This is a genomic window from Streptomyces capparidis (assembly GCF_054782095.1).
In genome coordinates this window covers 1-23,760 of the sequence record NZ_BAAGTD010000045.1, presented here as the reverse complement: position 1 = coordinate 23,760, position 23,760 = coordinate 1, and the positions used below count along the sequence as shown (strand labels likewise).

23 protein-coding genes are annotated in these 23,760 nt (G+C 72.8%); 9 read left to right on the top strand and 14 right to left on the bottom strand.

Translation table 11 applies throughout. The features are described 5' to 3' along the window. Positions 1-188 precede the first annotated feature (188 nt). Together ACYVO2_RS28665 and ACYVO2_RS28660 are read right to left on the bottom strand one after the other, a co-directional pair. Positions 189-1,526, bottom strand: coding sequence for an MFS transporter (locus ACYVO2_RS28665; protein WP_461010934.1), 1,338 nt, complete (start codon positions 1,524-1,526; stop codon positions 189-191). Between the two features lie 162 nt (positions 1,527-1,688). Then, on the bottom strand, positions 1,689-2,771 hold the full coding sequence (locus ACYVO2_RS28660; protein WP_461010933.1) for a DUF5937 family protein: 1,083 nt from the start codon (positions 2,769-2,771) through the stop codon (positions 1,689-1,691). 100 nt (positions 2,772-2,871) lie between these two features. Between ACYVO2_RS28660 and ACYVO2_RS28655 the strand changes: the two genes are divergently transcribed. Next, complete coding sequence (locus tag ACYVO2_RS28655) at positions 2,872-4,167, top strand: MFS transporter (RefSeq protein ID WP_461010932.1); 1,296 nt, start codon at positions 2,872-2,874, stop codon at positions 4,165-4,167. Between the two features lie 129 nt (positions 4,168-4,296). Next, a complete protein-coding gene (locus ACYVO2_RS28650; protein ID WP_461010931.1) occupies positions 4,297-4,764 on the top strand; it encodes a PaaI family thioesterase in 468 nt (155 codons plus the stop codon). Between the two features lie 49 nt (positions 4,765-4,813). Here the strand turns inward: ACYVO2_RS28650 and ACYVO2_RS28645 are convergent, their stop codons facing one another. Together ACYVO2_RS28645 and ACYVO2_RS28640 are read right to left on the bottom strand one after the other, a co-directional pair. After that, entirely contained in the window at positions 4,814-5,182 is a 369-nt protein-coding gene (locus ACYVO2_RS28645; protein WP_461010930.1) for an antibiotic biosynthesis monooxygenase family protein, read from the bottom strand. Positions 5,183-5,217: 35 nt separating this feature from the next. Then, positions 5,218-6,597 carry an FAD-binding oxidoreductase gene (locus ACYVO2_RS28640; RefSeq protein WP_461010929.1) on the bottom strand — a complete coding sequence of 460 codons (1,380 nt, stop codon included), beginning with the start codon at positions 6,595-6,597 and terminating at the stop codon, positions 5,218-5,220. A 77-nt stretch (positions 6,598-6,674) separates the two neighbouring features. On the opposite strand from ACYVO2_RS28640, the gene ACYVO2_RS28635 reads away from it, so the two are divergent. Beyond that, complete coding sequence (locus ACYVO2_RS28635; RefSeq protein WP_461010928.1) at positions 6,675-7,640, top strand: helix-turn-helix transcriptional regulator; 966 nt, start codon at positions 6,675-6,677, stop codon at positions 7,638-7,640. A 108-nt stretch (positions 7,641-7,748) separates the two neighbouring features. On the opposite strand, the gene ACYVO2_RS28630 is transcribed toward ACYVO2_RS28635, so the two are convergent. The 4 genes from ACYVO2_RS28630 to ACYVO2_RS28615 all read right to left on the bottom strand — a co-directional run bounded on the left by ACYVO2_RS28630 (position 7,749) and on the right by ACYVO2_RS28615 (position 13,525). Then, positions 7,749-8,357, bottom strand: a complete 609-nt coding sequence (locus ACYVO2_RS28630; protein WP_461010927.1) for a hypothetical protein — start codon at positions 8,355-8,357, stop codon at positions 7,749-7,751. Next, a complete protein-coding gene (locus ACYVO2_RS28625; RefSeq protein WP_461010926.1) occupies positions 8,354-9,274 on the bottom strand; it encodes a ParA family protein in 921 nt (306 codons plus the stop codon). The genes ACYVO2_RS28630 and ACYVO2_RS28625 overlap by 4 nt, the downstream gene beginning before the upstream one ends. Before the next feature lie 2,353 nt (positions 9,275-11,627). Then, positions 11,628-13,064: an MFS transporter gene (locus ACYVO2_RS28620; protein ID WP_461010978.1), complete on the bottom strand. Its 1,437-nt coding sequence runs from the start codon at positions 13,062-13,064 to the stop codon at positions 11,628-11,630. Between the two features lie 86 nt (positions 13,065-13,150). Next, entirely contained in the window at positions 13,151-13,525 is a 375-nt protein-coding gene (locus ACYVO2_RS28615) for a cupin domain-containing protein (RefSeq protein WP_461010977.1), read from the bottom strand. A gap of 117 nt (positions 13,526-13,642) precedes the next feature. Between ACYVO2_RS28615 and ACYVO2_RS28610 the strand changes: the two genes are divergently transcribed. Next, entirely contained in the window at positions 13,643-14,329 is a 687-nt protein-coding gene (locus ACYVO2_RS28610; RefSeq protein WP_461010925.1) for a TetR/AcrR family transcriptional regulator, read from the top strand. 6 nt (positions 14,330-14,335) lie between these two features. Here the strand turns inward: ACYVO2_RS28610 and ACYVO2_RS28605 are convergent, their stop codons facing one another. Continuing rightward, positions 14,336-15,007, bottom strand: a complete 672-nt coding sequence (locus tag ACYVO2_RS28605) for a DUF5701 family protein (protein WP_461010924.1) — start codon at positions 15,005-15,007, stop codon at positions 14,336-14,338. Between the two features lie 98 nt (positions 15,008-15,105). Next, the gene (locus ACYVO2_RS28600) at positions 15,106-16,005 is read right to left on the bottom strand and encodes a Vgb family protein (protein ID WP_461010923.1); all 900 of its coding nucleotides are present in this window, start codon (positions 16,003-16,005) and stop codon (positions 15,106-15,108) included. Between the two features lie 153 nt (positions 16,006-16,158). On the opposite strand from ACYVO2_RS28600, the gene ACYVO2_RS28595 reads away from it, so the two are divergent. The 5 genes from ACYVO2_RS28595 (at position 16,159) to ACYVO2_RS28575 (ending at position 21,030) form a co-directional block, all read left to right on the top strand. Beyond that, the gene (locus ACYVO2_RS28595; RefSeq protein WP_461010922.1) at positions 16,159-16,803 is read left to right on the top strand and encodes a TetR/AcrR family transcriptional regulator; all 645 of its coding nucleotides are present in this window, start codon (positions 16,159-16,161) and stop codon (positions 16,801-16,803) included. 459 nt (positions 16,804-17,262) lie between these two features. Next, complete coding sequence (locus tag ACYVO2_RS28590) at positions 17,263-18,138, top strand: ABC transporter permease (RefSeq protein WP_461010921.1); 876 nt, start codon at positions 17,263-17,265, stop codon at positions 18,136-18,138. Positions 18,139-18,205: 67 nt separating this feature from the next. After that, positions 18,206-19,255, top strand: coding sequence for a taurine ABC transporter substrate-binding protein (locus tag ACYVO2_RS28585; protein WP_461010920.1), 1,050 nt, complete (start codon positions 18,206-18,208; stop codon positions 19,253-19,255). Further along, positions 19,239-20,105, top strand: coding sequence for an ABC transporter ATP-binding protein (locus ACYVO2_RS28580; RefSeq protein ID WP_461010919.1), 867 nt, complete (start codon positions 19,239-19,241; stop codon positions 20,103-20,105). Before ACYVO2_RS28585 ends, ACYVO2_RS28580 begins: the two co-directional genes overlap by 17 nt. Before the next feature lie 46 nt (positions 20,106-20,151). Next, positions 20,152-21,030 (top strand): TauD/TfdA dioxygenase family protein, encoded by an 879-nt coding sequence (locus ACYVO2_RS28575; RefSeq protein WP_461010918.1) that lies wholly within the window; start codon positions 20,152-20,154, stop codon positions 21,028-21,030. 19 nt (positions 21,031-21,049) lie between these two features. Here the strand turns inward: ACYVO2_RS28575 and ACYVO2_RS28570 are convergent, their stop codons facing one another. The 4 genes from ACYVO2_RS28570 to ACYVO2_RS28555 all read right to left on the bottom strand — a co-directional run. After that, positions 21,050-21,619, bottom strand: coding sequence for a hypothetical protein (locus tag ACYVO2_RS28570; protein WP_461010917.1), 570 nt, complete (start codon positions 21,617-21,619; stop codon positions 21,050-21,052). A gap of 142 nt (positions 21,620-21,761) precedes the next feature. Then, positions 21,762-22,685 carry an RNA polymerase sigma-70 factor gene (locus ACYVO2_RS28565; protein WP_461010916.1) on the bottom strand — a complete coding sequence of 308 codons (924 nt, stop codon included), beginning with the start codon at positions 22,683-22,685 and terminating at the stop codon, positions 21,762-21,764. A gap of 13 nt (positions 22,686-22,698) precedes the next feature. Further along, entirely contained in the window at positions 22,699-23,082 is a 384-nt protein-coding gene (locus ACYVO2_RS28560) for a DoxX family protein (RefSeq protein ID WP_461010915.1), read from the bottom strand. A gap of 550 nt (positions 23,083-23,632) precedes the next feature. Further along, positions 23,633-23,760: DUF6009 family protein (locus ACYVO2_RS28555; protein WP_461010976.1), on the bottom strand; the 128-nt coding region annotated here is incomplete at its 5' end.

Here is a 23,760-nt window from a genome sequence, read left to right as displayed (position 1 = left end):
CTGCGCCACCGCCTGGCCACACTCCTCCGAACACACAACCGGCACCACAGCACCCGAAAAATCACCAGATCGAGTGACGTGCCGTCATGAGGTCACCGCGGCCTGCCCCGCAGGACCGGAGGGACCGACGCCACCCGGTAGGCGTCCCCGCCCCTCCTCGGGCCCAGTGCGCCTCCCCGCTCCCGCGCTCACTCCCCCGCGCCCCGCTCCCGCCGCTCCGTCCCGTGTGCCGCGTTGATCGCCCGTTCCGGGTCGGGCACCGGCGCCCCGGCCGTGCCGGGGCCATGGCGGCCGCCGTGGAGCCCCGGCCCGGGCGCGGGTGTGCCCTCGCGGCGCGGGAGGAGCAGTGGGGTGGTGAGGAGGAGGACTCCGGCGGCCGCGATCGCGACGCGGGGGCCGGTGAGGGCGGCCAGCAGGCCCCATCCGGCGGTCAGGGCCGCGATGGCGGCGCTGGTGCTGACCGACCAGGCGGCCAGGGTGCGGGCGACCCGGTCGGGGCCGGTGTGGTGAAGCCGCTGGGTGGCCAGCACCGGGTTGAACACGCCGCAGCAGGTCACCAGACCGAGCTGGACGATGATGACGAGGACGATCCCGGGGACGCCGGGCTGGGCGAACGCCAGCCCGAGGGGCCAGCACGCGCGCAGCGTTCCGGCGGTGAGCAGCACCTCGTGCTGCCCGAACCGCGCCACGAGCCGGTGCGCGAGGCGTGAGCCGACGAGGCCGCCGACGCAAGGGGCCGCGAACACCAGGCCGTACTGCCACGGCGCGAACCCCAGATCGCGCACCAGCAGCACGGCGAGCAGCGGCTCGGAGGCCATGATCAGGCCGTTGACCGCGACCGCGTTGAGGAACAGCGGGCGGAGCGCGCGGTGGGCGAGGATGTGGCGCCAGCCTTCGAGCAGGTCGCCTGCCCGCAGCCGGTGCGCGCCGGTGCGCGCGGGGCGGGGTTCCGTCCCGCCGATGGAGCGGATGCCCAGCGCCGACAGCAGGTGGCTGACCGCGTTGGCGACCATGGTCGTCACCGGGCCGAACACCCCGATCGCGGCCCCGCCGAGCGGCGGTCCGACCATGGTCGCGCTCCATGTCGTGGCCTCGAACCGGCTGTTCGCGACGAGCAGGTCCTCCGGCGGCACCAGCGCCTTCAGGTACGCGCCGGAGGCCGCCTTGAAGGCGATGTCGGCCGCGGCGACGACGACGGACACCACCAGGAGTTGGGCGAAGCCCAGCCACCCGAGCGCATACGCGGCGGGGACGCTCATCAGCGCCGCGAAGCGGATCAGGTCCATCGTCACCATGACCGGCCGTTTACGGCGGAACTCCACCCACGGGCCGAGCGGCACCGCCACCAGCGCCCCCACGGCCCGCCCCGTGGCGGACAGCGCCGCCACCTGGGCCGGGCCGGAGTCCAGCACGAGCAGCGCCACCAGGGGGAACGCGCCGAACCCCAGCGAGGTGCCGTACGCGCTGACGGCGTACGCGGCCCACAGCCGCCCGAACCGCCGCCCCAGCGTCCGCCTGCCCGCCATACCCAACGCCACTCTCGCCGACCGAACAACCGCACGATGACCACGGCATCAAAGCGAGGAGCGGGCGCCCGGAGCAAACAACCGACCCGACCGCAAGGCACAACCCCGCGTTGTGTCGATGTTCTGGTCGGCGGTCGCCGCGTCCCGGCGGGGCGGTTCCGCTCAGCGCAGTACGGCCGCCAGCAGGTCGGTGCCCAGCGCCGTCAGTGCGGGCAGGTTGAGGGTGTGGCGGACGTAGCGGCCCTGGCGCCGGGCCGTGAGCAGGCCCGCGCGGCGCAGCACGGCGAGGTGGCGGGAGACCTCCGGGGGTGACAGTTCCCAGGTGTGGGCCAGCTCACCGGTGGTGTGCGGGCCCCGGGCCAAGGTGCGCAGCAGCCGCAGCCGCACCGGATGCGCGAGTGCCTCCAGCCGCAGGGTGACCGTTTCCAGCGGCACCGGCTCGCCGGGGTCCGGCTCGGCCACGGGGTACTGCACCACCGGCTGCCACCCGGGCGCGTGGACCACCACCAGGTGCGGGTGGCCGAAGACGCTGGGGATGAAGGTGACACCGGTGCCGTGGGCGGCGGTCGCCTTGTCCTGGAGCTTGTCCACGACGATGCAGTCGCCGTCCGGTGCCAGGCCGACCGCGCCGGAGACCGACGCGAGGGCCGCCCCGATGCCGTGGCGCTTCAGCAGGTCGTTCTTCAGCCGCACATCGGTGGCGAGCCGCACGGCCGCGCCCGTCCAGGCGGCGTCGAAGAAGGGCTCGGCGCACTGTTCGAGGGTGTCGCGCACCCGCGCCCGCACAGCGGCCGGGTCCGCGAGCAGCCGCTCCGCGAAGGCCTCCTGCCGCGCGCCGCGGGCCTGGGCCAGCTCCAGGGCCCGCTCCCGGGCGGTGGCGTCGGTGAGCGGCGACGGAGCGGCGAAGGGGGCCCGGCCGCCGCACGTGGTGACGAGCGCGGCGGTCGCGTACGTCTCGTCGTCGATCCGGTCCACGTCGTCCAGCTCCTCGGCGAGGGTCGCCCGGGGCCGGGCGGGGAGCAGGAAGTCGGCTTGTGAGGACCGCCAGAGGAACTCCGCCTCCCGCAGCCGCTCGGCCAGCTCCGGGCGCAGCCCGGCCCAGACCTCCCCGGCCCAGGCGGCGTGCTGCGGATGGTGCCCGGGTTCGGCCAGCACGTGCAGCATCGCGGTCAGCTCGGCCAGCGGGGAGGCGGCGAACCGCAGTCGCTCGGGCGGCAGGCCGCTGATGTCGATCCTCAATGTCACCCCCTCATCCTCACCGCCCGGACGCCCGGAGGCGGCGTCGGTTGACGGTGTCCGTCAACCGACGTGCCCGGCCCGCCGTCCGGGCGCACCGTTTGGCGGCATGGCAACCACCACCGGGCTCCGGCCCCGCGCCCTCGTCCGTGCCTCCGGAGGCCCCCGCTACGCCGTCGCCCTGGCCGTGGACGCGCTCGGCACCGGCCTGCTGCGGCCCTTCCTGCTGCTCTACGGGGTGGCGGTGCTGAGGCTGTCCGCGCCGGTCACCGGCATCGCCATGACGGTCGGCGTCGTCGTGGGCCTGGTGTGCATGCCCGCGGTGGGCCGCTGGCTGGACCGGGGGGCGCGCAGCACGGTCGTGGCCGCGTCGATGCTGGTGCGGGTGGTGGGCGTGGCGCTGCTGCTGGCCACCCCGGCGGGGCACGCCTGGCTGTTCGCGGCGGCGGCGCTGTTCCTCGGCATCGGCAACCAGGCGTGGCCGGCCGCCCACGCGGCGCTGGTGGCCACGGTCGCCCACGGCCGGGAACGCGACGCCGCCCTCGCGGGAGGCCGGGCCCTGCGCAACGCCGGCCTGGGTGTGGGCGCGCTCCTCGCCACCGTGTGCCTGGCGGGCGGCACCACCGCGTTGCGGGCCCTGGCAGTCGTCACCGGGCTCGCCTACCTCGCCGCGGCGGCCCTGGCGTGGTCGGTCCGTCTGCGCGCGCGTCCGGCCGCCCTCCCGGCCGGGGGCGGAGGCGACGGGCCCGCGCCCCGGATGCGCGCGCTGCTGGCCGCCAACGTGATCTACGCCTTCTGCCTCAACGTGCCCGAGATCGCGCTCCCCCTGATCCTGGTGACGCAACTGGACGCGTCCCCGGTGTGGTCGGCGGCCGTCTTCGTGGCCAACACGGTGCTGGTGGTCACCCTGCAAGTCCCGGTCACCATGCTGCTGTCCCGCTTTCCCCGGCGGATCGTGCTGGCCCTCGGCGGCGTGCTGCTCGCCGCGTCCTACCTCGGCTTCCTCGCGGCCGCCTCACTGGGACCCGGCTGGGGCGCCCCGGCCGTCGCCGCGGTGTCCGTGGTCTGCACCATCGGCGAGATCGTCTACGCCGGCAGCGCCACCGCGCTCGTCACCGTCCTCGCCCCGGCCCATGTCCTGGGGCGCGCCGTCGCCCGCTTCGAGCTGTCCACGGGCTTCGGTCTCGCCGTCTCCCCGGTCGCCATCACCGCTCTGGCCCCCCACGGCCCGGCCGCCCTCTGGGGCAGCCTCGCCGCCGGGACGCTGCTGTCCGCCTGCGCCGTCGCCACCGGGAAGGACCACGAGGAAGACGGCTCGACGGCGCCGCCGGGCGCGAGCGGCCCCGCCGGTGAGCCCGGCGCCGCGCGGGGCGGGCGGCGGCCGTCCGCCCCGGCGGTGCCATGATGATCGCCGTCAGTGGGCCACCCGTCGCCGAACACCCCGCCGGACGACGGCCCTCGCCCCGTCGAACCCCGGAGGGGCAAGGCGCGTCACAGGCCCCGATCCACCGCACCGGCCGCCCGAGGAGACCACATGGAAGACCGGACGCAGCAGGAGCCGGACCAGGAGCAGGCGAGCCCCGAGGTGCAGGCGCGCATCCGGGCCAGCTTCGCGCGCCAGGGCCTCATGGCCCACCTCGGTGCGCGCATAGCGCACATCGCACCGGGACGTGTGCGCCTCGTGCTGCCCACCCGGCCGGAGGTGACCCAGCAGAACGGCTATGTCCACGCGGGCGCCACCAGCGCCGTCGCCGACAGCGCGGGCGGGTACGCGGCGTTCACGCTGTTCCCCGAGAACACCTCGGTGCTCACGGTCGAGTACAAGATCAACCTCTTGGCGCCCGCCGTCGGTGACCACATCGAGGCCGTGGGCACGGTGCTGAAGTCAGGGCGCACCCTGACCGTGTGCCGACTGGAGGTCTTCGGTGTCCGGGGCGGCCACCGGCAGTTGGTCGCGACGGGCCAGCAGACTCTGATCTGCCTGGACCGGCCCGAGCCATGAGGCCCCGGCCGCCCGGTGGCGTGGCCGACACCGGGGGCGGCCGACGTGACTACCCCTGTTCCGCCACCACGGCGGAGAACTCCGCGGCGACGTCGTACAGACCCGGGTTGGGCGTGATCGGCGTCTGCGGGTCCTCGCTCGCGGCTCGGGTGCGCGCGCGGAACTCGATGTCCGCGGTGGCGGCCTCCCACGCCTCCTGGCTCTCCCAGTGGGCCACGTTGACGAGCTGGAACCTGGTCTCCGACGCACGGGCGCGGTGCAGGCGGGAGTCCAGGAAGCCGGGCCGGGCGCTCATGAGCGCGGCGCGTCGTTCCCATTCGGCGACGAACGCGTCGAGGTGCTCGGCGGCGACTTCGAAGACGTTGATGAACGTGACGGGCGAACTCGGCGCGTCCGCGGGCCGGTTGTCTGTGGTCATGGTCAGAACTCTAGGAAGACCCATCCCCGTCGGTGTCATCGGGTGGGGTGCGGCGGGATGTTGTGGTTGAGGCGGAAGACGTTCCGGGGGTCGTACGCGGTCTTGAGCGCGGTCAGCCGCCGGTGGTCGTCCGCGCTGTAGGCGGTGCGGGTCCGCTCCTGATCGGCGGCGTCGCCGTGGCCCATGAAGTTGAGGTACCGGCCGCTGGTCCACGGCTTCAGGTCCGTGAACACGCGCTCCAGGAACGCCTGCGCGTCCGCGGGGGCCACGCCCGTCAAGGGGATGACGACCGCCAGCATGAAGCGCGCGTCGCGGTGCCCGACAGCGTTGGGGTGCGCGGGCTTGCGGGCCAGCGCACCGCCCAGGTGGCGCAGCTCCACGACGGCGGGCACCGCCGCGCCGGGGCCGGTGTGCTCCAGGACCGTACGGACCGTGTCGGCGTCCAGGTCCGTCAGCATGGCGACGTCGGCGGCCCACGGCATCGGGACCGGGGGGTCGTCGTGGATCTCGGCGCTGTGCTCGTAGGGCATGTCGCGCAGGCTCTCCAGCAGCAGCGGTCCGGCCTGGCGCAGCGGTTCGACGATCCGCTCCCCGGCCTCGGGGGAGCCGGTGCAGGCGATCCGCACGTGCCAGATGCGGCGTCCGCGCATGGGCTCGGGCACCTGCGGGTCGTCCGGGAAGGGAATCAGCGCCACGGACGAGTTCATCTCGTCGGGCACCGTCGCGGTCCACTGCCGGTACGCCTCCAGGAGACCGGGGGCCTGCTCGGCGTCGAAGAAGAGCCCGCCGCCGTACAGCCGGGCCACCGGGACCAGGCCGAACTCCATGCCGGTGACGATGCCGAAGTTGTCCCGCCCGCCCAGCAGCGCCCAGTACAGCTCCGGGTCGGTGTCCGGGGTGACGTGGCGCGGCCGCCCGTCGGCGGTCACCACGTCCATGGACAGCACCCGGTCCGCCGCCCAGCCGTGGCTGCGTCCGAGCAGCGGGAGCCCTCCGCCCAGGGTGTAGGACACCACGCCCACGTGCGGGGCCGAGCCGCTCAGGGGCGCCAGGCCGTGCCGGGCCGCCTCCCGGACGACCTGCTCGAAGCGGGCACCGGCCGCGACGTGCGCGCTGCGGCTCGCCGGATCGACGCGGACCGCGCCCATCCGCCGCGTGGTGACCAGCAGCCCGCCCTCGGCGGCCACCGAGAAGCCGTGCCCGGTGTTCTGCACGGCCACCGGCAGGTCGTGGGCGGCGGCGAAGGCGACGGCCTCCGCCACGTCCTCGGCCCGCGCGGCGCCGACGATCACCTCCGGCCGGTGCCGCACGGCCAGGTTGAAGCCCGTCCGCTCCTCGTCGAAGCCCTCCTGCCCGGGGACCAGCACGGGTCCCTCGACACGGGCCGCCAGGGACTGGATGTCGTGACGTTCCACGGTTCCGCTCCTTCGTCGGTGCCAACGGGAGCGATCTTGATGGGCTTATATGACATCCACCGTCATATTCTGCGCGGGTGAAGTTCGACCGCCTGCTCTCGATCGTGCTGCTGCTCCAGCACCGCGACCTGGTCCCGGCCAAGGAGCTCGCCGAGCGCCTGGAGGTGTCCCAGCGCACCATCTACCGCGACGTCGAGGCGCTGTCGGCGGCCGGTGTCCCGGTGTACGCGGAGCGCGGCAGGGACGGCGGCATCGGGCTGCTGAACGGCTTCCGCACCGACGTCACTGGCCTGACCACCGACGAGGCGCGCGCCCTGTTCGTGCTGGCGTCCCAGAGCGCCCACTCGGCGCTCGGCCTCGACCGGGCCCTGGGTTCCGCGCTGCGCAAGGTGATGGCCGCGCTGCCCGCACCGCACCGCCCGGCGGCCGAGCTGACCAGCCGTCGCATCCTCGTCGAACCGGACCGCTGGCGGGCCGGGCCCCGCCCCGACACCGACCTGGAGGCCCTGTACGCCGCGGTCCTCAGCGACCGCCGCCTGCGCGTCCGCTACCGCCACAGCGGCCGCACCGCGCTGCGCACCTACACCCTCGACCCGTACGGGCTGGTGGCCAAGGCAGGCACCTGGTACCTGGTCGCCGACCACAGGGGCAGGCCGCGGCTCTTCCGCACCGACCGGCTGGCGCGGGTCGATGTCGTCGAGGCCGAGGTGCGCCGCCGCACGGGCGTGGAGCTCACCGAGGTCTGGCATGACCTGCGCCGCGAGGTGGAGGACCGCGGCGGCGGCGTCACCATCACCGTCCGGCTGCGCCGGGAGTGGCAGGACAGGGTGACCCGCATCGCGGGCGGCTACTTCGCGGGACCGCCCGTCCCCGAGCCCGGCGACGGCGAGTGGCTGCGGGTGGAGGTCGTCTACCCCGTCGTGGCGGCGGTCCGCCACCTGTTGCAGTTCGGCCCCGACGTCCAGGTCGTCGCCCCTGCCGAGGCCCGCGCGGAACTGAGCCGCGCCATCACCGAACTGGCCGAGCTCTACGGCACGGCCTGAACCGCGGCTCCACCGGTGGACGGCCGCACGCCCACCCGGGCGAGGCGCCGCGGGCCGAGGGACCGCCGGGCGCCTGCCGGGCGGTCCTCTCGGCGGGTGAGCCGGGCCTCAGGTGTCCCGGCGCCCGGGCAGGAAGTCGTTCAGGACCACGGCGAGGAACTTGGTGTGGTCCGGAAGCCCCGACTCGGCGACCAGCGCGTCGATCACCGACCGCTGGGCCCGCGTCGGCTTGTACTGGAGCTGGACGGGCCCGAGCCCGCGCAGATCGGAGTCGTCGGGCTTGATGGGGAACAGCTTCGACTGGATCTTCGGCGGGCGGCGCGCCGCCTCCACGACCGAGGCGATGCCCTTCTCGTTGGCGTGCTCCACCGCGAGCAGCACCACCTGGGTGCTCGTCAGCCCCTGCTGGCTGCGGAACTTGCGGAAGCGCGAGGCCACACTCGCCGAGACGTAGAAGCCGACGGGCTTGGCCGTGTCCGCGTCGTCGACGGAGGCGTCCTGCGGCTGCGGCACCACCGGCTGCGGGATCACGCTCAGCGGACGGGCGGGCTCCACCGGGGCCGCGACGGCCGGGACCTCCGGGGTCAGGTCCGCCGCGACCGAGGCCCCCCAGCCCGCGAGCGCGCCGCCGGGAGAGGCGCCGCTGAACAGGCCGCCCACGCCCTCGTCCGACATGCCCTGGTCGTCGTCCTTCTTCTTCCCCTTCGGCCCGGTCATGCCGCTTCCTTCCTGAGTTCCAGTGCGCGGGCGAACATCTCTTCGGTGAAGCCCTCGTAGTCGCTGTGCAGGGACTCGACCGTCTCAGGGATCGTGCGGTCCCCCCCCTGGCGCATCGCGGCCAGCTCCGAGACGAGCATGCCGCGCTTGCGCGCCAGCCTGGCCACGGACTCGGTGTGCCCGATGATGTGCTTGAACATGTGCGCCTCCTCCCCCAGGACCCGCTGGACCTGCCTGCGCACATCGGCGTGGATGCCGCTGTAGTTCCGCCCCGTGTCGAACAGCAGGACGCCCAGCAGCGAGACATGGGGGTTGAGCTGGCTGCGGAACTTCACGTAGGAGAACTCCAGGCCGATCTGGGCCAGGCCGTCCTCCGCTCCCCCGTCGCTCTTGACCGGGATGACCAGCCACCGGGACGCCGCCAGCGCCAAGCGCTGGAGCGACGGGTTCTCCGGGGGCGTGTCCACCGCGATGATCTGGTAGTTGTGTGCGATCGGCAGCAGGCACTGGAGCAGCCGCAGGTAGGCGCCCGGGCCCTCCTTGGCGAGCAGGGTGTGGAAGAAGATGCCGAACTCGTCCCCCAGGTGCGGCCCGCCCATGATCACGTCGAGGTTCTCACGGACGTTCTCCCGCGGCACGAGGGGCCTCCCGGTGCGCAGCGACTCCAGGAACCCGGCGCCGAAGTCGTTCCAGTCGGCCTTCTTGTAGCCGAGCTCCCGCGCGATGTTGCCCTGGGCGTTGCAGTCGATGACGAGGGTGCGCAGGCCGCTGCGCGCCGCCTTTCCGGCGACATTGGCCGTGGTCGACGACTTGCCGACCCCGCCCTTGCCGTTGCCGAACATGAAGATGTGCGACAGCCGCGCCCACGGGATGGCCGCGTGCGGCTGGGCGGCGGGCGGGGAGAAGGGACTGGACATGGGGCCTCTCACTGTGACTCACGCCCGCCTGGCGGGCTGGTTATGTCCCTTTTGCTGAGCTTTGCTGTGCTGGTTCTTCGCCGAGAAGCGCTCTGCGCTCCACCGAGGGCGGTAAGGGCTCCTGGTGGGGCCCGGAACCCCGGAAACGAGCCGCACGACACCGCGAGAAAGGCCGTTGGCGCAGGCAGAGGGGGTGGGGCGGGATTGGCTCCCCATCACCGCGACAGTCTGCTTCCTCGCGGGGGTCACCGTTGACGGCTCCGCTGAGGGTATGGCTAAGACACGTATTGCCTCTCCGGCCTGCCTTGCGGCGGAACCACATGTCTCCGGTTTCACCTTGACCTCTACTCCCACACGGACGAGGCGCCAGGCTAGCAGACTGATCAACACCCTGACAGGCCGACACGCGTGAGGGTGTGCCAGGGGATGAGGTGGCGGGCTTGTCTTCGAGGGGATGTGTGAGTTGGTGATGAGCTCGGTGTGTCGTCGAGTTGCTTAGCCCGTATCCGCCTAGGCGTGCTTGCAGATGAACACGCTTGTATGTCGTTCTATCTGCATACGCGCTCAACATTTGGTTTGCATTCCAGTTGAATCTTTTGTGTGCGCCGAGACTGACAAGCAAGCGTCTACATTCGTTTGAGTATGCATTTCCGCATGCGCTTACCCAGAAGCTTACGCATCCACCTTAGGGTGGGTAGCCCATTAAGGGACGTATTAAGTTCACTAGTGGACTTGTGACTTCGCTGGCGCATCAGTCAATAAGCATGCGCCCCCATTAGTTTTCATGCCCGTACTGCAATCAGCTTGCTGCCGTGCCATACGACTTACGATCGAATCTGCACATCCACCCACTCGACAACACGTCTCTAAGTTCCTTTGCGCCTTCGCTTGCAAATACACTTAGAGTACGACAGTCACGCTGGCGTGATCCAAGACCTTGTCGTCTATGGCTGTATCGACTTGATGGCACGCTCGATACTCCACCTCTATAATGACAACTGTCACTGTGCTGCATAGGGTTAGCTCCAATGCTTGCGTTCAAGCTTGCTGGCATGTTTGCATAGATGATTGTTCTTGCAGGTCAGAGTAGTTTTTCTGCGTCGAGAACCTCGTGCGTCACAGGCCATGAAAGTTGGGCATCAAGAGGCCGTACCAGGCACACTAACGTCTCCTCATGGTGCTACCAGTTGCACCCAGATGGGAGAGCGCTCGTGCCTCTAGTCACCGCACCATGGTTAGGGATATGCCGCCTCTCTTGCAGTCACATGTCAGCATGAGTCGCTCTGCCTGGGTCTGCTGAATGCTTGAGTTTTGATGCATGGCGAGGCATCTCTCTCCGGGGGAGGGGCTTGAGATGTCGTCCCCTTCGCGACTCCGGATTGCTCACGACGGAGGCTTGATCGGCGGGTAGCTTCATCTCCTCTCTCCATCAAAGCTGCCCTCCATCGTGATGGCCTACTGCCACTGGGACGATCGATTCCTGCGTCTCTCCAGCAGCCATCAGGAGCCACGGTTCAAGCGACTCGGCACTCAAAAATCTCACCACCGAGCCCACCAAAGGGCGGACCTACAGGAGCACATCCTCAAGCAAAAGAAGCCCGAGCGTCCGATGTGCACGGCACCTTCGGACCATCATCTCGTCGCAGGGAAGCGCCAATCCCTTCCGGCTCGCCCCCCTCCGCTGCGCCCCGCGTCGCTCGCTGGGATTCCACGGCAGCAGAGGATCGGTGGGCGGACTGCCTGGCATCGGATCCAGAGGTTGACGTGGATCCACGCGCTCAGGTGCCCTCGGGCCGGTGGCGAGGTCCGGGAACCGATGTTGCGGCGGAGAGGTGGTCCGATGTCCGACGAGCGTTCCCACGGGCCCTCAAGAAGCCCTCACTGCACCAGCCAGCCCAGCCCACGGCATGCGGCACGCTCACCTCGACTAGCCCTGCCCACAGCGCACCGCTCCTACTGGTCAGCTCATGCTCACACCTGACCGGTAGCCATCTCGCGGTCGCGCGCACCCAGCCCGAGACCGACCGTCCTCCCCGTCTTCATCTGCCCAGAAATCGAGCCCATGCACGGCGGAGGACGGACGCCGGTGCGGGAGGTGGCCGGTGGGAGAGCGGGGTGCTCGGCCGGGCGGGAGAGGCCCAAGGGGCGCCGGAAAGGGCGATCGGGCGGGGAGGGGGGTGTGGCTCTCAGGGCTTCTCAGAGAACTGGTTCAAGCTGGAAGCATCTGTGGTGGGCAGACGCAGAAAAGCGCCTCCGGTCGGAACCCCGACCGGAGGCGCACAGCCTGACGGACGCTACGCGCCGACGTCCTCCCGAACGCACCCCGATGCGTCCTCCGGACACCGACCCCGCATCACCGCGCCTCTCCCCCCGCCGTCCCCGGCCCCTCGAGGGGCGCGCTCTCCGGTGCCCCGGGCGGGGCTCCGGGTGCACCGCGTCCGGGGATGAGCAGTGCCGCCACCGCCGCCGCTCCGGCGAGGAGGACCGCGGTGGCGCCGATCGCCGCCCCGTAGCCGTCGGCCTGTCCCGCCGGGGAGCCGCCGTGGTGGTCGCCGATCACGGTGACGGCGAGGGTGTCCAGGGCGGCAAGGCCGATGGAGCCGCCGATCTGGCGGGAGGTGTTGATCAGGCCGGAAGCCATCCCGGCCTCGTCCGCGGGGACCCCCGATGTCGCGGCCGTGCCCAGGGGGACGATGCACATCCCGATGCCGACGCTCGCCACGAGGGACGGCCCGAGGATCGCCGCCCAGAAGCCGCCCTCGGCGGCGAACGCGGCCCCGAACCAGGCGAATCCGCATCCGCCGACGAGTCCGCCCGCGACGAGCAGGCGCCGCAGTCCGAGGGTCGCGACGGTCCTGGTGGCGATCACCGAGCCGATGACGATGCCCACGCAGAACGGCAGGAACGCGGCCCCGGCCGTGGCGGGTCCGAACCCGAGCACCTGGTGCAGATACAGGGAGGTGAAGTAGAAGGCGGCGAACTGGCCGGAGAACAGCAGCATCATGAACAGGTTCGCGCCGAGCACCGGTCGGCGGGCCAGCAGGCCCATCCGCAACAGGGGGTCGCGGACCCGCAGTTCGACCGCGACGAACGCGGCGAGCAGCACGGCCGCCGAGCCGAGGGTGAGCACGGTGGCCGCGGAGCCCCATCCCGCGGTGCTGGTGCGCACGACGCCCAGCACCAGCGTGGTGGCCCCGGCGGTCGCGAGCACCGCCCCGAGGACGTCCAGACGCCCTGTGGCGGCCTTGCGGCGGTGGCCGGTCGGCAGTCCCGCGCCCATGACGTAGGCGAACGCCACGATCGGCACGTTGACGAGCATGACGGCCCGCCACCCGAGCCACTCGGTCAGCACACCGCCCGCCAGGACGCCGGTGGCGCCACCGGCCGCCGCCGTCGCCCCCCACAGGCCCAGGGCGCGGGAGAGCGCCGGGCCGGGCGGGAAGCTGGTGGTGAGCAGGGACAGGGCGACGGGGGCCAGGGCCGCCGCGCCCGCGCCCTGCACCGCCCTGGCGGCGACCAGCCCGCCGGGGGACTGCATCAGCCCTCCGGCGAGGCTGGCCGCGCCGAACAGCGCCAGCCCGGCGAGCAGGGTGCGGCGGTGGCCCGCGATGTCGCCGAGCCGCCCGCCGAGCAGCATCAGGCCGCCGAAGGCGAGGGCGTAGGCGTTGACCACCCAGGTGAGGCCGTCGCCGGTGAAGCCGAGCCCCGAGCGGATGTCGGGCAGGGCGACGTTCACCACGGAGGCGTCGAGGGCGACCATGAACTGCACCGTCAGCACCACCGCCAGCAGCCGCCGCCCCGGCGGGGACGGCGGGGACGGCGAGGACGGGTGGAGCGGCGAGGAGTGGGACCGGGTGTGGGTGTCCTTGTGCGCCGTCACCGGGCTTCGCCGTCCTCGCGCCGCTCCAGGCGGGTGCCGTTGCGCAGGGTCAGCGACATCAGGTCGCTGGGGCCTGCCAGTTCGACGCGGTGCCAGCGCCCGCGCGGCACGATGACGGCCTGACCGGCCGCGAGGGCGACCGACCGCTCGGGGCAGTCGCCGTCGGCCCGCAGGGTCAGGCGCGCCCCGCCGGACAGGACGCAGACGGCCTCGTCGGCGTCGGGGTGCATCTCCCAGTGGTCGGCGTGCACGTCCTCGTCGGTCTCGACGTGGAAGGCGGCGACGGTCCAGCCGTCCAGGTCGCCGGTCATCCGGCGCTCCTCGGCCAGGACCGTGCCGTCGCCGTGCAGGCGGATGGCGGAGGCGAACATGTCGATGGGTGTCACGGAGGGCCCCTTTCTGCGGCGTACCGCTCACGTTCACGTACGTCGTACGTGGTCGCGGGCAAGTGGACCACGTACGATGTACGTGAATCAAGGGAGGAAGGCATGCCCGCGCCACGGAAGTTCAGTGAGGACCAGCTTCGAGCGGCCGCGTTGGCGCTGGTCGACGCGCAGGGACTGGCGGCCCTGACCATGCGGAACCTCGCCGCCGAGCTCGGCACCGGCGCCATGACGATCTACAACTACGTCGAGGGCCGCGACGGGTTGGAGGCGCTGCTGGTCGCCGCCGTCCTGGAGCCGGTGCAGCACGTGCCGGGGGTACCGTCGGACGACTGGCGCGCCGACGTGCGCACCCTCGCCGAGGCGCACTGGCGCGCGTACCGGGCGCACCCGGACGTCATCCCGCTGATCCTCACCCGCCGCAGCCTGGACCTGCCCACGCTCACCGGCGGGGAGCACCTGCTCGCCGCGCTGGCGCGGAGCGGGCGCTCGGGGGCCGAGCTGCTCGTCGCCTTCCGCGCGGTGTCCGGCTTCGTCATGGGCTTCGCGCAGGCGGAGTTGGCGGGCCCGCTGTCGATCGCGCCCGACGAGGACGCCGCCACCATCATCGACCGCGTGCGCGCCCTGCCGCCGGACCGCTTCCCCCGGCTGATCGAGATCGCCGGGGCCGCCGCGACCAGCAGCGCGGAGCGGGAGTTCCACTCCGGTCTCGACCTCATCATCTCCGGTCTCGACAACGCGCGGGCCCGCCCCGCCGGTGGTGGCGGGACGGGCCGGGGCGCGGTCGGTTGAGTGTCGCTACGAGGCGGCGCGGCGGGCGCCCGCGGAGGCCATGCCCAGCCAGGTGTGCGGGTTGCCCTGCCAGCACCAGCCCAGTTTGGGCGTGTTGCGGCTGATCCAGATCGCCGGGACCCGGCGGTCACCGGAGCGTGAACCGCCGAGGGAGAAGCACTTGTTCTTGACGAGGATCCACGGGAAGTGGGTGATCAGGGCGATGCCCTCCTCGATGGTGAGCAGGTTCCGTCCCCGCCCGGCGATGGCGTCCATGGCGTCGCTGGGCACGGCGCCGCAGAACTCCTCGCCGCGCTCCACGTCGAACAGCAGGTAGGCGCGCGGGTCGGGGAGGGCGGTGGCCTCGGTGGCGACGAACCGCTCCAGGGAGCCCGGTTCGAAGGAGTGGTCCACGAATCCCGGCTTGTCCCTGCCGTGCAGGGTGGTGCGCTGCATCGCCTGCTCGACGGGCGCGACCTCGCGGGTGACCACGAGCAGGAAGGGCACCCGGCCGGACTCCGGGTCGTACGGGTCGTACGGCGCGGGTCCGGTGGTGGCGGCGAGGTCGCGCAGGGGGCTGAGCATCGCGTCGAACTCCGCCGGATCGACGCCTGCCAGGGCGGGGTAGCCGAGTTCGGTCAGGTTGCGGACCTGGCGGTCGAACTCCGCGGCGGCGTCGAGAGGTGCCTGGTGTGTCATGAAGTCCCTTCGTCGAGACGGAGTCGGTGAGTCGGGCCGGTGGGTCGGGCCGGTGGGGCAGCGGTCGGTCGGGCCGGGGCCGGGGGGCGCGGCGGTGGTCAGGAGCGGCTGTCCGCCGGGGCGACGCGGGCCAGGGCGCCGATCTCCAGCGCCGTCCACAGCGCGCCGTCCGGGCCCAGGGCGATGCCGTGCGGCTCGGCGCCGGGGGTGGGCAGGTCGTGCACGGTGACGGTGCCGTCGGGGGCGAGGGAGCCGACGCGGTTGGCGCCCCACTCGGTGAACCACGGGGTGCCGTCGCCGTCGGTGGTGACGGCGTGCGGCCGGGCGGCGCGGTCGGGCAGCGGGAACTCGGTGACCCGGCCGTCGGGAGTGATCCGGCCGATCTGCCCGGCGGCGATCTCGGTGAACCACACGGCGCCGTCGCGCCCGGCGGCGATCCCCACCGGTGCGGCGGCCTCGGTCGGCAGCCGGTGGAGCGTCACCGCGCCGTCCACGCCGATCCGGCCGATCGCGTTGGCCTGGTTCATGGTGAACCACAGTCCGCCGTCGCCGCCCGCGGTGATCGCGGAGGGGAAGGCGCCGGTGACCGGCAGCGGAAACTCGGTGACATCGCCGTCAGTGGTGACGCGGCCGATGCGGTCGGCGGCGGACTCGGTGAACCACAGCGCGCCGTCGGGCCCCGCGGCGATGCCGAACGGCCCGCAGTCCGGGGTGGGCAGCGCGAACTCGTCGATGGATCCGCGGGTGGTGATGCGGCCGATCCGGTGCGCCCGGTACTCGGTGAACCACAGGGCGCCGTCCGGGCCGGAGACGATGATCGTCGGGCCGCACTCCGGGTCGAGCTGGTGGCTCGTCGGCTCCTGGCCGGGCACGAGCCGCCCGATCCGGCCGCTGTGGACCAGGGTGAACCACAGGGCGCCGTCCGGGCCCGTGGTGAGCGCGTACGGCCCGCTGCCGCGGTCGGCAACCGTGTGCTCCTCGATGGTCACGTGTGTCAAAGGGGCTTCTCCAGACGGTGTTCGGCGGGGATCGGGGCAGGGGTGGGTCGGGGCCCGAGCATGGTGCGCTCGGCCCAGCCATGACCTAAATTTAGGTTTGACCTATGAATATGTCAAGCAAATTTTTTGGTCCGACCTAGCTATAGTGGTGCCATGAGCGGAGAGACGACGAGCCTGCGGGCTCTGAAGAAGGCCCGGACCAGGGAGAACATCTCCCGCCAGGCCACCAGGCTGTTCCTGGAGCGGGGCTTCGACAACGTCACGATCGCCGAGGTCGCGGCGGCGGCGCAGGTGGCCAAGATGACCGTCACCAACTACTTCCCGCGCAAGGAGGACCTCGCGCTGGACCTCCAGGACGTCTTCATCGAGATGCCCGCCACCACCATCCGCGCGCGCGAGCCCGGCGAGTCGGCCCTGGCCGCGCTGCGCCGCGCCTACCTGGCCTCGGTGGCCGAGCAGGACCCGGTCATCGGCTTCTCCGGGCCGGAGTTCGCCCGGATGATCGCCAGCAGCCCCACGCTGGTTGCCCGGCTGCGGGAGTTCCACGACGACCGCGAGAGGGCCATGGCCCGCGTCCTCGCCGAGGAGACCGGCGCCGCCCCCGGCGACATCCTGCCCCGGGTCGCCGCGGCCCAACTGGGCGCCGTCCACCGCCTGCTGTTCGAGGAGACGCTGCGCCTGACCCTGGACGGGCACCCCAACGACGAGATCGCGCGCACCGTCACCGCCCACGCCCGCACCGCCTTCGACGCCCTGGCCCCCTCCCTCGCCGACTACGCCGTCCGCCCCGCCCGCTGACCGACCGCCGACCGCCCGGCGGGCCCGACGGATCCGGCCGCCCCGCGACGCTGCCCGACCCCCGCACCGCCGAGCCCTCGCGCAGGGGGAGCGGCGGTGCGCCGCCGTCTCACTTGGTGGAGACGCCCTGGTGATGGCCACGTGATCGTGCTAGAAATCCAGGCGTGATCGCCGACCGGTACCTCGTGGAGCGGCTCTCCATCGACCTCTGCCGCACCTCCAGCGCCTTCTGTCGCGCCTGACGCGGCGGTACCCGGTGATCCCTCTGACGGGATCTCACACCTCGTAACCCGCCCCCGGCCCCGCTCCGCACCGCGAGCCCGCCGAGCGGCCCCTTTCCGCCTTCCCCCGTGACGCGCCCACGCGCCCACGCGCCCACGCGCCCACGCGCCCACGCGCCCACGCGCCCTCGTGCGCGCCGTGCCGCGTCTCCTCGCCACGCCCTCCCGCGGAGTTGCCATGCCCACGGCCGTGTCCACCGCCGAGCAGCACGACCACGCTCCGAACGAGAAACCGCCGCCCGCGCGGAAACGCCCCACGGGCCCGGGCGGCGCCCGGCTGCGCCGCGCAGGGCTGCGGGTGCTCGCCCTGCTCGTGCTGTTCGGCCTGTGGCAGACCGCGGTCTGGCTGCGCCTGTGGTCGCCGCTGCTCGTGCCCTCGCCCGCCGACGTCCTGGACGCGCTGGTGGACACCTCGACCACCCACGACGGAGTCCGCGGCTACCAGGGGCACTACCTGATCGAGCACCTGGGCACCAGCCTGCGGCGCATCGCCGTCGGCGCCGGGCTCGGCGTGGCCGCCGGGCTCGCGCTCGGGGTGCTGATGGGCACGCTGCCCTGGGTGCGGGTGGTGCTGGAACCGGCCGTCGCCTTCCTGCGCACCCTGCCTCCGCTGGCCTACTTCAGCCTGCTGATCATCTGGTTCGGCATCGACGAGTCCCCCAAGATCTGGCTGCTGGCCATCGCCGCGATGCCCCCGGTCGCCGTGGCCACCGCCTCCTCCGTCGCCTCGGCCCCGCTGCCGCTGGTGGAGGCGGCGCGGGCCATCGGCGCACGGCCCGCCCAGGTGGTCACCGCGGTGGTCCTGCCCTCGGCGCTGCCGGAGATCCTCGTCGGCATCCGGCTGGCGTTCGGCATCGCCTACTCGTCGGTGGTCGCCGCCGAGACCGTCAACGGCGTCCCCGGGATCGGCGGCATGATCCGCGACGCCCAGCGCTACAACCAGTCGGACGTCGTCGTCCTCGGCCTGTTCGCCATCGGCCTGTCCGGCCTGCTCATCGACGGTGTGCTGCACGCCCTGGAGCGGCGCCTCGTCCCCTGGCGCGGCCGCACCTGACCCGCGGACGGCGCCCCCGGCGCCGTCCCCGCCCCGCTCCCGCCCTCGCAGACAAGGAAGCACCTCCATGACCCGACTCCGCGGCGCCCGCCGCGCCCTCACCCTCGTCGCGGCCCTCGGCCTGCTGTTCACCCTGGCCGCCTGCGGCTCCGGATCCGGCTCCGGGTCCTCCGGGGGCGGCAAGACGGTCCGGATCGCCTACCAGGCCTTTCCCAGCGGCGACCTGGTCGTGAAGGAGAAACGCTGGCTGGAGGAGGCGCTGCCCGGCTACACCGTCAAGTGGTCCAAGTTCGACTCGGGGGCGAGCATCAACACCGCCTTCATCGCGGACTCCGTGGACCTGGCGGCCATCGGCTCCAGCCCCGTCGCCCGCGGGCTCTCCGCGCCGCTGAGGATCCCCTACCGGGTCACCTGGGTCCTGGACGTGGCCGGGGACAACGAGGCGCTGGTGGCGCGGCGCGGCAAGGGCATCGACGACGTCAGGGACCTGGCCGGGAGGAAGGTGGCCACGCCGTTCAGCTCCACCGCGCACTACAGCCTGCTCGCCGCGCTGGACCGGGCCGGGGTCGAGGCGTCGGACGTGGACATCCTGGACCTGGAGCCGCAGGACATCCTCGCCGCCTGGACCCGTGGCGACATCGACGCGGCCTACCTGTGGCTGCCGACGCTGGACGAGCTGAGGAAGACCGGCGACGTGCTGGTGACCAGCCGGGAGCTGGCCACGGCGGGCAAGCCCACCCTGGACCTCGGGGTGGCGTCCACCGCGTTCATCGACGAGCACCCGGACGTCATCGCCGCCTGGCGGAAGGTGCAGGCCCGCGCCCTGAAGCTGATCCACGACGACCCGGACGCCGCGGCTGCGGCCGTCGGCAACCAGCTCGGGGTCAGCGCGCGGCAGGCCAGGGCCCAGCTCGACCAGGGCGTCTTCCTCACCCCCGCCGACCAGGCGAGCGAGAAGTGGCTCGGCAGGCCGGGCGCGGTCGGCGGGGTCGCGGAGAACCTGCGCAGCGCCGCCGAGTTCCTGGTCGGCCAGAAGCAGATCGAGGCCGCGCCGGACCTCGCGGCGCTGGAGAAGGCCGTCTACGTCGAAGGGCTGGCCGATGACGTCTCCTCCTGACACGGGCGGCCGCGCCACCGAGAAGGCCGCGGAAGAGTCCGGCGGCACCCCGTCCGGCGCGGGGGCCCGCCCCCGCCCGACCGCGCCGGACGCCGTCCGGGTGCGCGGGGTCACCCACGCCTACGGCCGCGGCAAGGCGGCGGTCACCGCCCTGGGGCCGCTGTCCCTGGACGTCCCGGCGGGGGAGTTCCTCGTGCTGGTCGGCCCGTCCGGCTGCGGCAAGAGCACCCTGCTGCGCCTGATCGCCGGATTCGAACGGGCCACGAGCGGCGAGGTCCTGGTGCACGGCGAGGCGCCGCGGCCCGGCAGGGACGCCGGGGTGGTGTTCCAGCAGCCCCGACTGCTGCCCTGGCGCACCGTCGGCGGCAACGTCTCCCTCGCCCTGCGGTACGCGGGCGTCCCCCGCGCGGAACGCGCCGCGCGCACCGCCGCCCTCCTGGAGCGGGTGGGCCTGGGGGACACCGCGGACCGCAGGACCTGGGAGATCTCCGGCGGCCAGCAGCAGCGGGTCGCCATCGCCCGCGCCCTCGCCGGCGACCGCGGGCTGCTCCTGCTGGACGAGCCGTTCGCCGCGCTGGACGCGCTGACCAGGGAGCGGTTGCAGGAGGACCTGCGCCGGATGAGCTCCGGCACCGGGTCCACGTCGGTGTTCGTCACCCACAGCGTGGACGAGGCGGTGTTCCTCGGCACCCGCGTGGTGGTGCTCACCCGGCGGCCCGGCACCGTCGCCCTGGACATCGCCGTGGACCTGCCCCGCACCGGCACGCCACCGGACGAGCTGCGCGGCCTGCCCCGGTACGCCGCGCTGCGCGCCGAGATCGCGGCGGCGGTCCGCGAGGCCGCCACCTGAAACTCGCGCCCCAAACCGTTCCCGCCCCTTCCCGGATGGAGGATCCATGTCCACCCTGTCCCCCTCAACCGCCGGCACCCGGCTGTCCCTCGAACCCCTCGGCCCGGGGTTCGGCGCCCGGGTCCACGGCCTGGACCTGGCCACGGCGGACGACGCCGGCATCGCCGCGGTGCGCCGCGCCCTGACCGAGCACAAGGTGCTGTTCTTCCCCGGGCAGCACGCCCTGACCCCGGACGGCCAGGTGGCGCTGGGCAACCGGCTGGGGCGGCTGACCGCCTCCCACCCCGTCGTCCCCGGCGTGGACGAGGCCCACCCGGAGATCTACGCCATCGACGCCGCCGACAACGGGTTCGCGGACGTGTGGCACACCGACGTCACGTTCGTGCGCCGCCCGCCCCTGGGCTCGATCCTGCGCGCCGTCCAGCTCCCCCCGACCGGAGGGGACACGAGCTGGGCCGACCTCCAGTTGGCGTACGAGTCCCTGTCCGCGCCGGTGCGGGAGCTGGCCGACCGGCTCACCGCGGTGCACGACGGGTCGCGGGAGTTCGGCTACTACCTCGCCCAGCGGCGCGGCGGGGAGGGCAACGAGTGGGACGGCGAGCGGTACCGCAGCCTGGACCCGGTGGAGCACCCGGTGGTGCGGGTGCACCCGGAGACCGGCCGCCGGGGGCTGTTCGTCAACCCCGGCTTCACCTCGCACATCGTGGGGGTGTCCGACGCGGAGAGCCGCGGCATCCTCGACCTGCTCCACGCCCACATCACCAAGCCGGAGCACATCGTCCGCCACCGCTGGGCGCCCGGGGACGTGGCCATGTGGGACAACCGGGCGACCGCCCACTACGCCAACCGCGACTACGGCGACTTCCGCCGCATCATGCACCGGGTCACCCTCCAGGGCGACGTCCCGGTCGGCCCGGGGGCCTGAGGCCGGGGGGCGGGCGGCGTCAGCCGATCGGGGTGAGCGTGCCGTAGATCATGTAGGCGAAGCTCGCGTCCGCGGGGCTGTGGGCGTGGAAGGTCTGGTGCTGCCCGTCCACGGTGATCCGGGCCTCGGCCAGGATGTCGGGGCCGACCGTGTCGTCCTCGACGATGCGGACGGAGAGCTGGTCCCCCACCGTGTAGTCCTGGACGGCGACGCCACCGCCGTCCAGGGCGGTGGCGTAGTTGGTGCCGCTGGTGTCGCAGACGTGGCCGAAGGCGATGCAGGTCATGTCCTTGCCCACCTTGAAGGTGGCTGCGTTGGCGGGCCAGATGTGGGCGAAGCCCTTCTGCGGGGAGAAGACCTCCACCCGGATCTCGTCGCCGTTGCCGAGCCAGCCGTCCTCCTCCAGGTCGATGACGTGGATCCGGGAGAGGTTGATGCGGGACCAGGTGGCCTGCGCGGAGGGGCCCTCGGACGCGGCGGTGTCCGAGGCGCGGCCGGGAGCGGCCGCCGCCGGGGTGGTGCCGAGGGCCGTCAGCGCGGCCAGGCAGGTGAGGGCGGCGGCCGTGCGTCTGATGGCGAACGTGCTCATGGTGGTTCCTCCCGGGTCCGTGGGGGCGCGATCCCGGCTGACCGCCGGGTTCGCGCCCACGGTCGGGCAGGGCGATGAACATCCGATGAACGTTCCCGAGGGGCGCCCATGGCGTGGGTGCCCCCAGGCGGTCGTCCTCGCCTCATCGCGTGGGCCTGCGGGCCCGTCTGACCGCGCGGTCGATCGCCCAGGCGTCCGCCACCGGGCCCACGTGCCCGAGCTTGTCGGGGTTGATGACCGCCCGGACCGTCTGGATCCGCCCGTCCAGTACGTCCAGCGCCAGTGCGTGGAGCACCCTGCCGCGCCCGTCGCGGAAGATCGCGCCCGGCTGGCCGTTGACCTCGTGCGGCTCGAACGTCACGTCGATCCGGGCCATCCAGGGGAAGACGGAGGCGAGCAGCCGGGCCACGTTCTCCGCGCCGGCGACGGCCCTGGCCAGTCGCGGGGCCTTGCCGCCGCCGTCACCGACCAACGACACGTCGGCGGCGAGCAGTTCCCGCAGGCCGTCGACGTCCCCTTCGCGGAGGGCGTCGAAGAACCGTGCCGCCAGTTCCTCCCGCTCTCTGCGGTCCGCCTCGAAGCGCGGTCGGCCCTCGGCCATGTGACGCCGTGCCCGCACCGCGAGCTGGCGGCACGCCGCCTCCGAGCGCCCCACCGCCGACGCGATCTCCGGGAAGCCGAAACCGAACACCTCCCGGAGCACGAACACCGCCCGCTCGAGCGGGCTGAGCCGCTCCAGCAGCAGCAGGGCCGCCATCGACAGGGAGTCGGCCAGCTCCGCCGACCGCGCCGGGTCCTGGTAAGGGTCGGCGAGCAGCGGCTCGGGGAGCCACGGCCCGACGTACTCCTCCCGCCGGGCGCGGGCCGAGCGCAGCACGTCGATCGCGATCCGGGTCACCGCGGCCGACAGGAAGGCCCGGACCGACCTGGGGCGCGTCGGGGACGCCTCGTAGCGCAACCAGGTCTCCTGGACCGCGTCCTCGGCCTCGCTCACGCTGCCGAGGATCCGGTAGGCGATCGAGAACAGCAGCGGCCGCAGCTCCTCGAACTCCTCGATCCTGCTCATGCCGGTTCCCCCGTCAGCCGGTGAAGGACTCGGGACCGAACCGGCCCCACACGATGAAAGCAGCGAGCCCGAGGTAGGCCAGGTTCAGCACCACGAACCCGTGCTCGCCGCGGCGGCCGTGGGTGACCATCGCGCCGACCATCAGCAGGACCCAGCACAGCGCGGTCACCGGCACCAGCACCGGGGCGACGCCGAGCGCGGCGGGCAGGACCAGGCCCGCCGCGGCCAGGAGCTCCAGGACGCCGAGCGTCTTGACGAAGGCGGCGCCGGCGTCCCCGGTCCAGCCCCCGCCATGGACCGCGGCCAGCTTCTCCTTGGGCACGAAGGTCTTGGTGACGCCGCCGCCCAGGGCCAGCGCGGCCAGCGCTCCGGCGGCGATCCACAGCGCCAGGTTCATCATCCACTCCTCGATCGGGAACTGCCTGCAACCCCTACGACGAGACAGCGGCCTCCGGCTGTGACATCACCGGAGGCGGCGGCCGGGAGGCCCGCGAGGGCGAGGCCGTCGCGGTCGCTGCTCAGCGACTGAAGTTCGGTCGCTGAGCAGCGACCGAGCCTGTTTTGGTCGCTCTCCGGTCGCTCAGAGGAAACCGCAGGTCACACAGGGGCCGCAGCCCGAATCAGCGACTGAAGCGACTGAAGCCTCCTATCTATGACGCACACGGGCGCACGCGCGCACGCCAATGCCGTCATAATGCGTGAACTTCAGTCGCTTCGGTCGCTGTCCTCATTGTGGCGACCCCTCTGACCTGCGCTTTTGGCGTCTCAATGGCGGCAGCGACTGAACGGTCCAGTCGCAGATCCCGGTCGCTGGGCGTTCAGTCGCTGCGGCCGGGAAGGCAGGCCGAAGCACCGCCCGTTCCCGGGCGTCAGTAGCTTCGGTAGCTCCGAGCGGGCCCGAGCAGCCCGGCGGCCCCGGCGACTCCCCGGGCTCGGGCTGCCGTGCCTCAGGAGCCGCACGCCTCCGCGTCGTTCGCCGCCAGGCCCTCCGACCGCCTGGTTTTGTGGCCTTTGATGCGGGGGGCGAGGGTGCGGGGGTCTACGGCTTCGCTGGGGGTGCCGTTGTGGTAGAGGC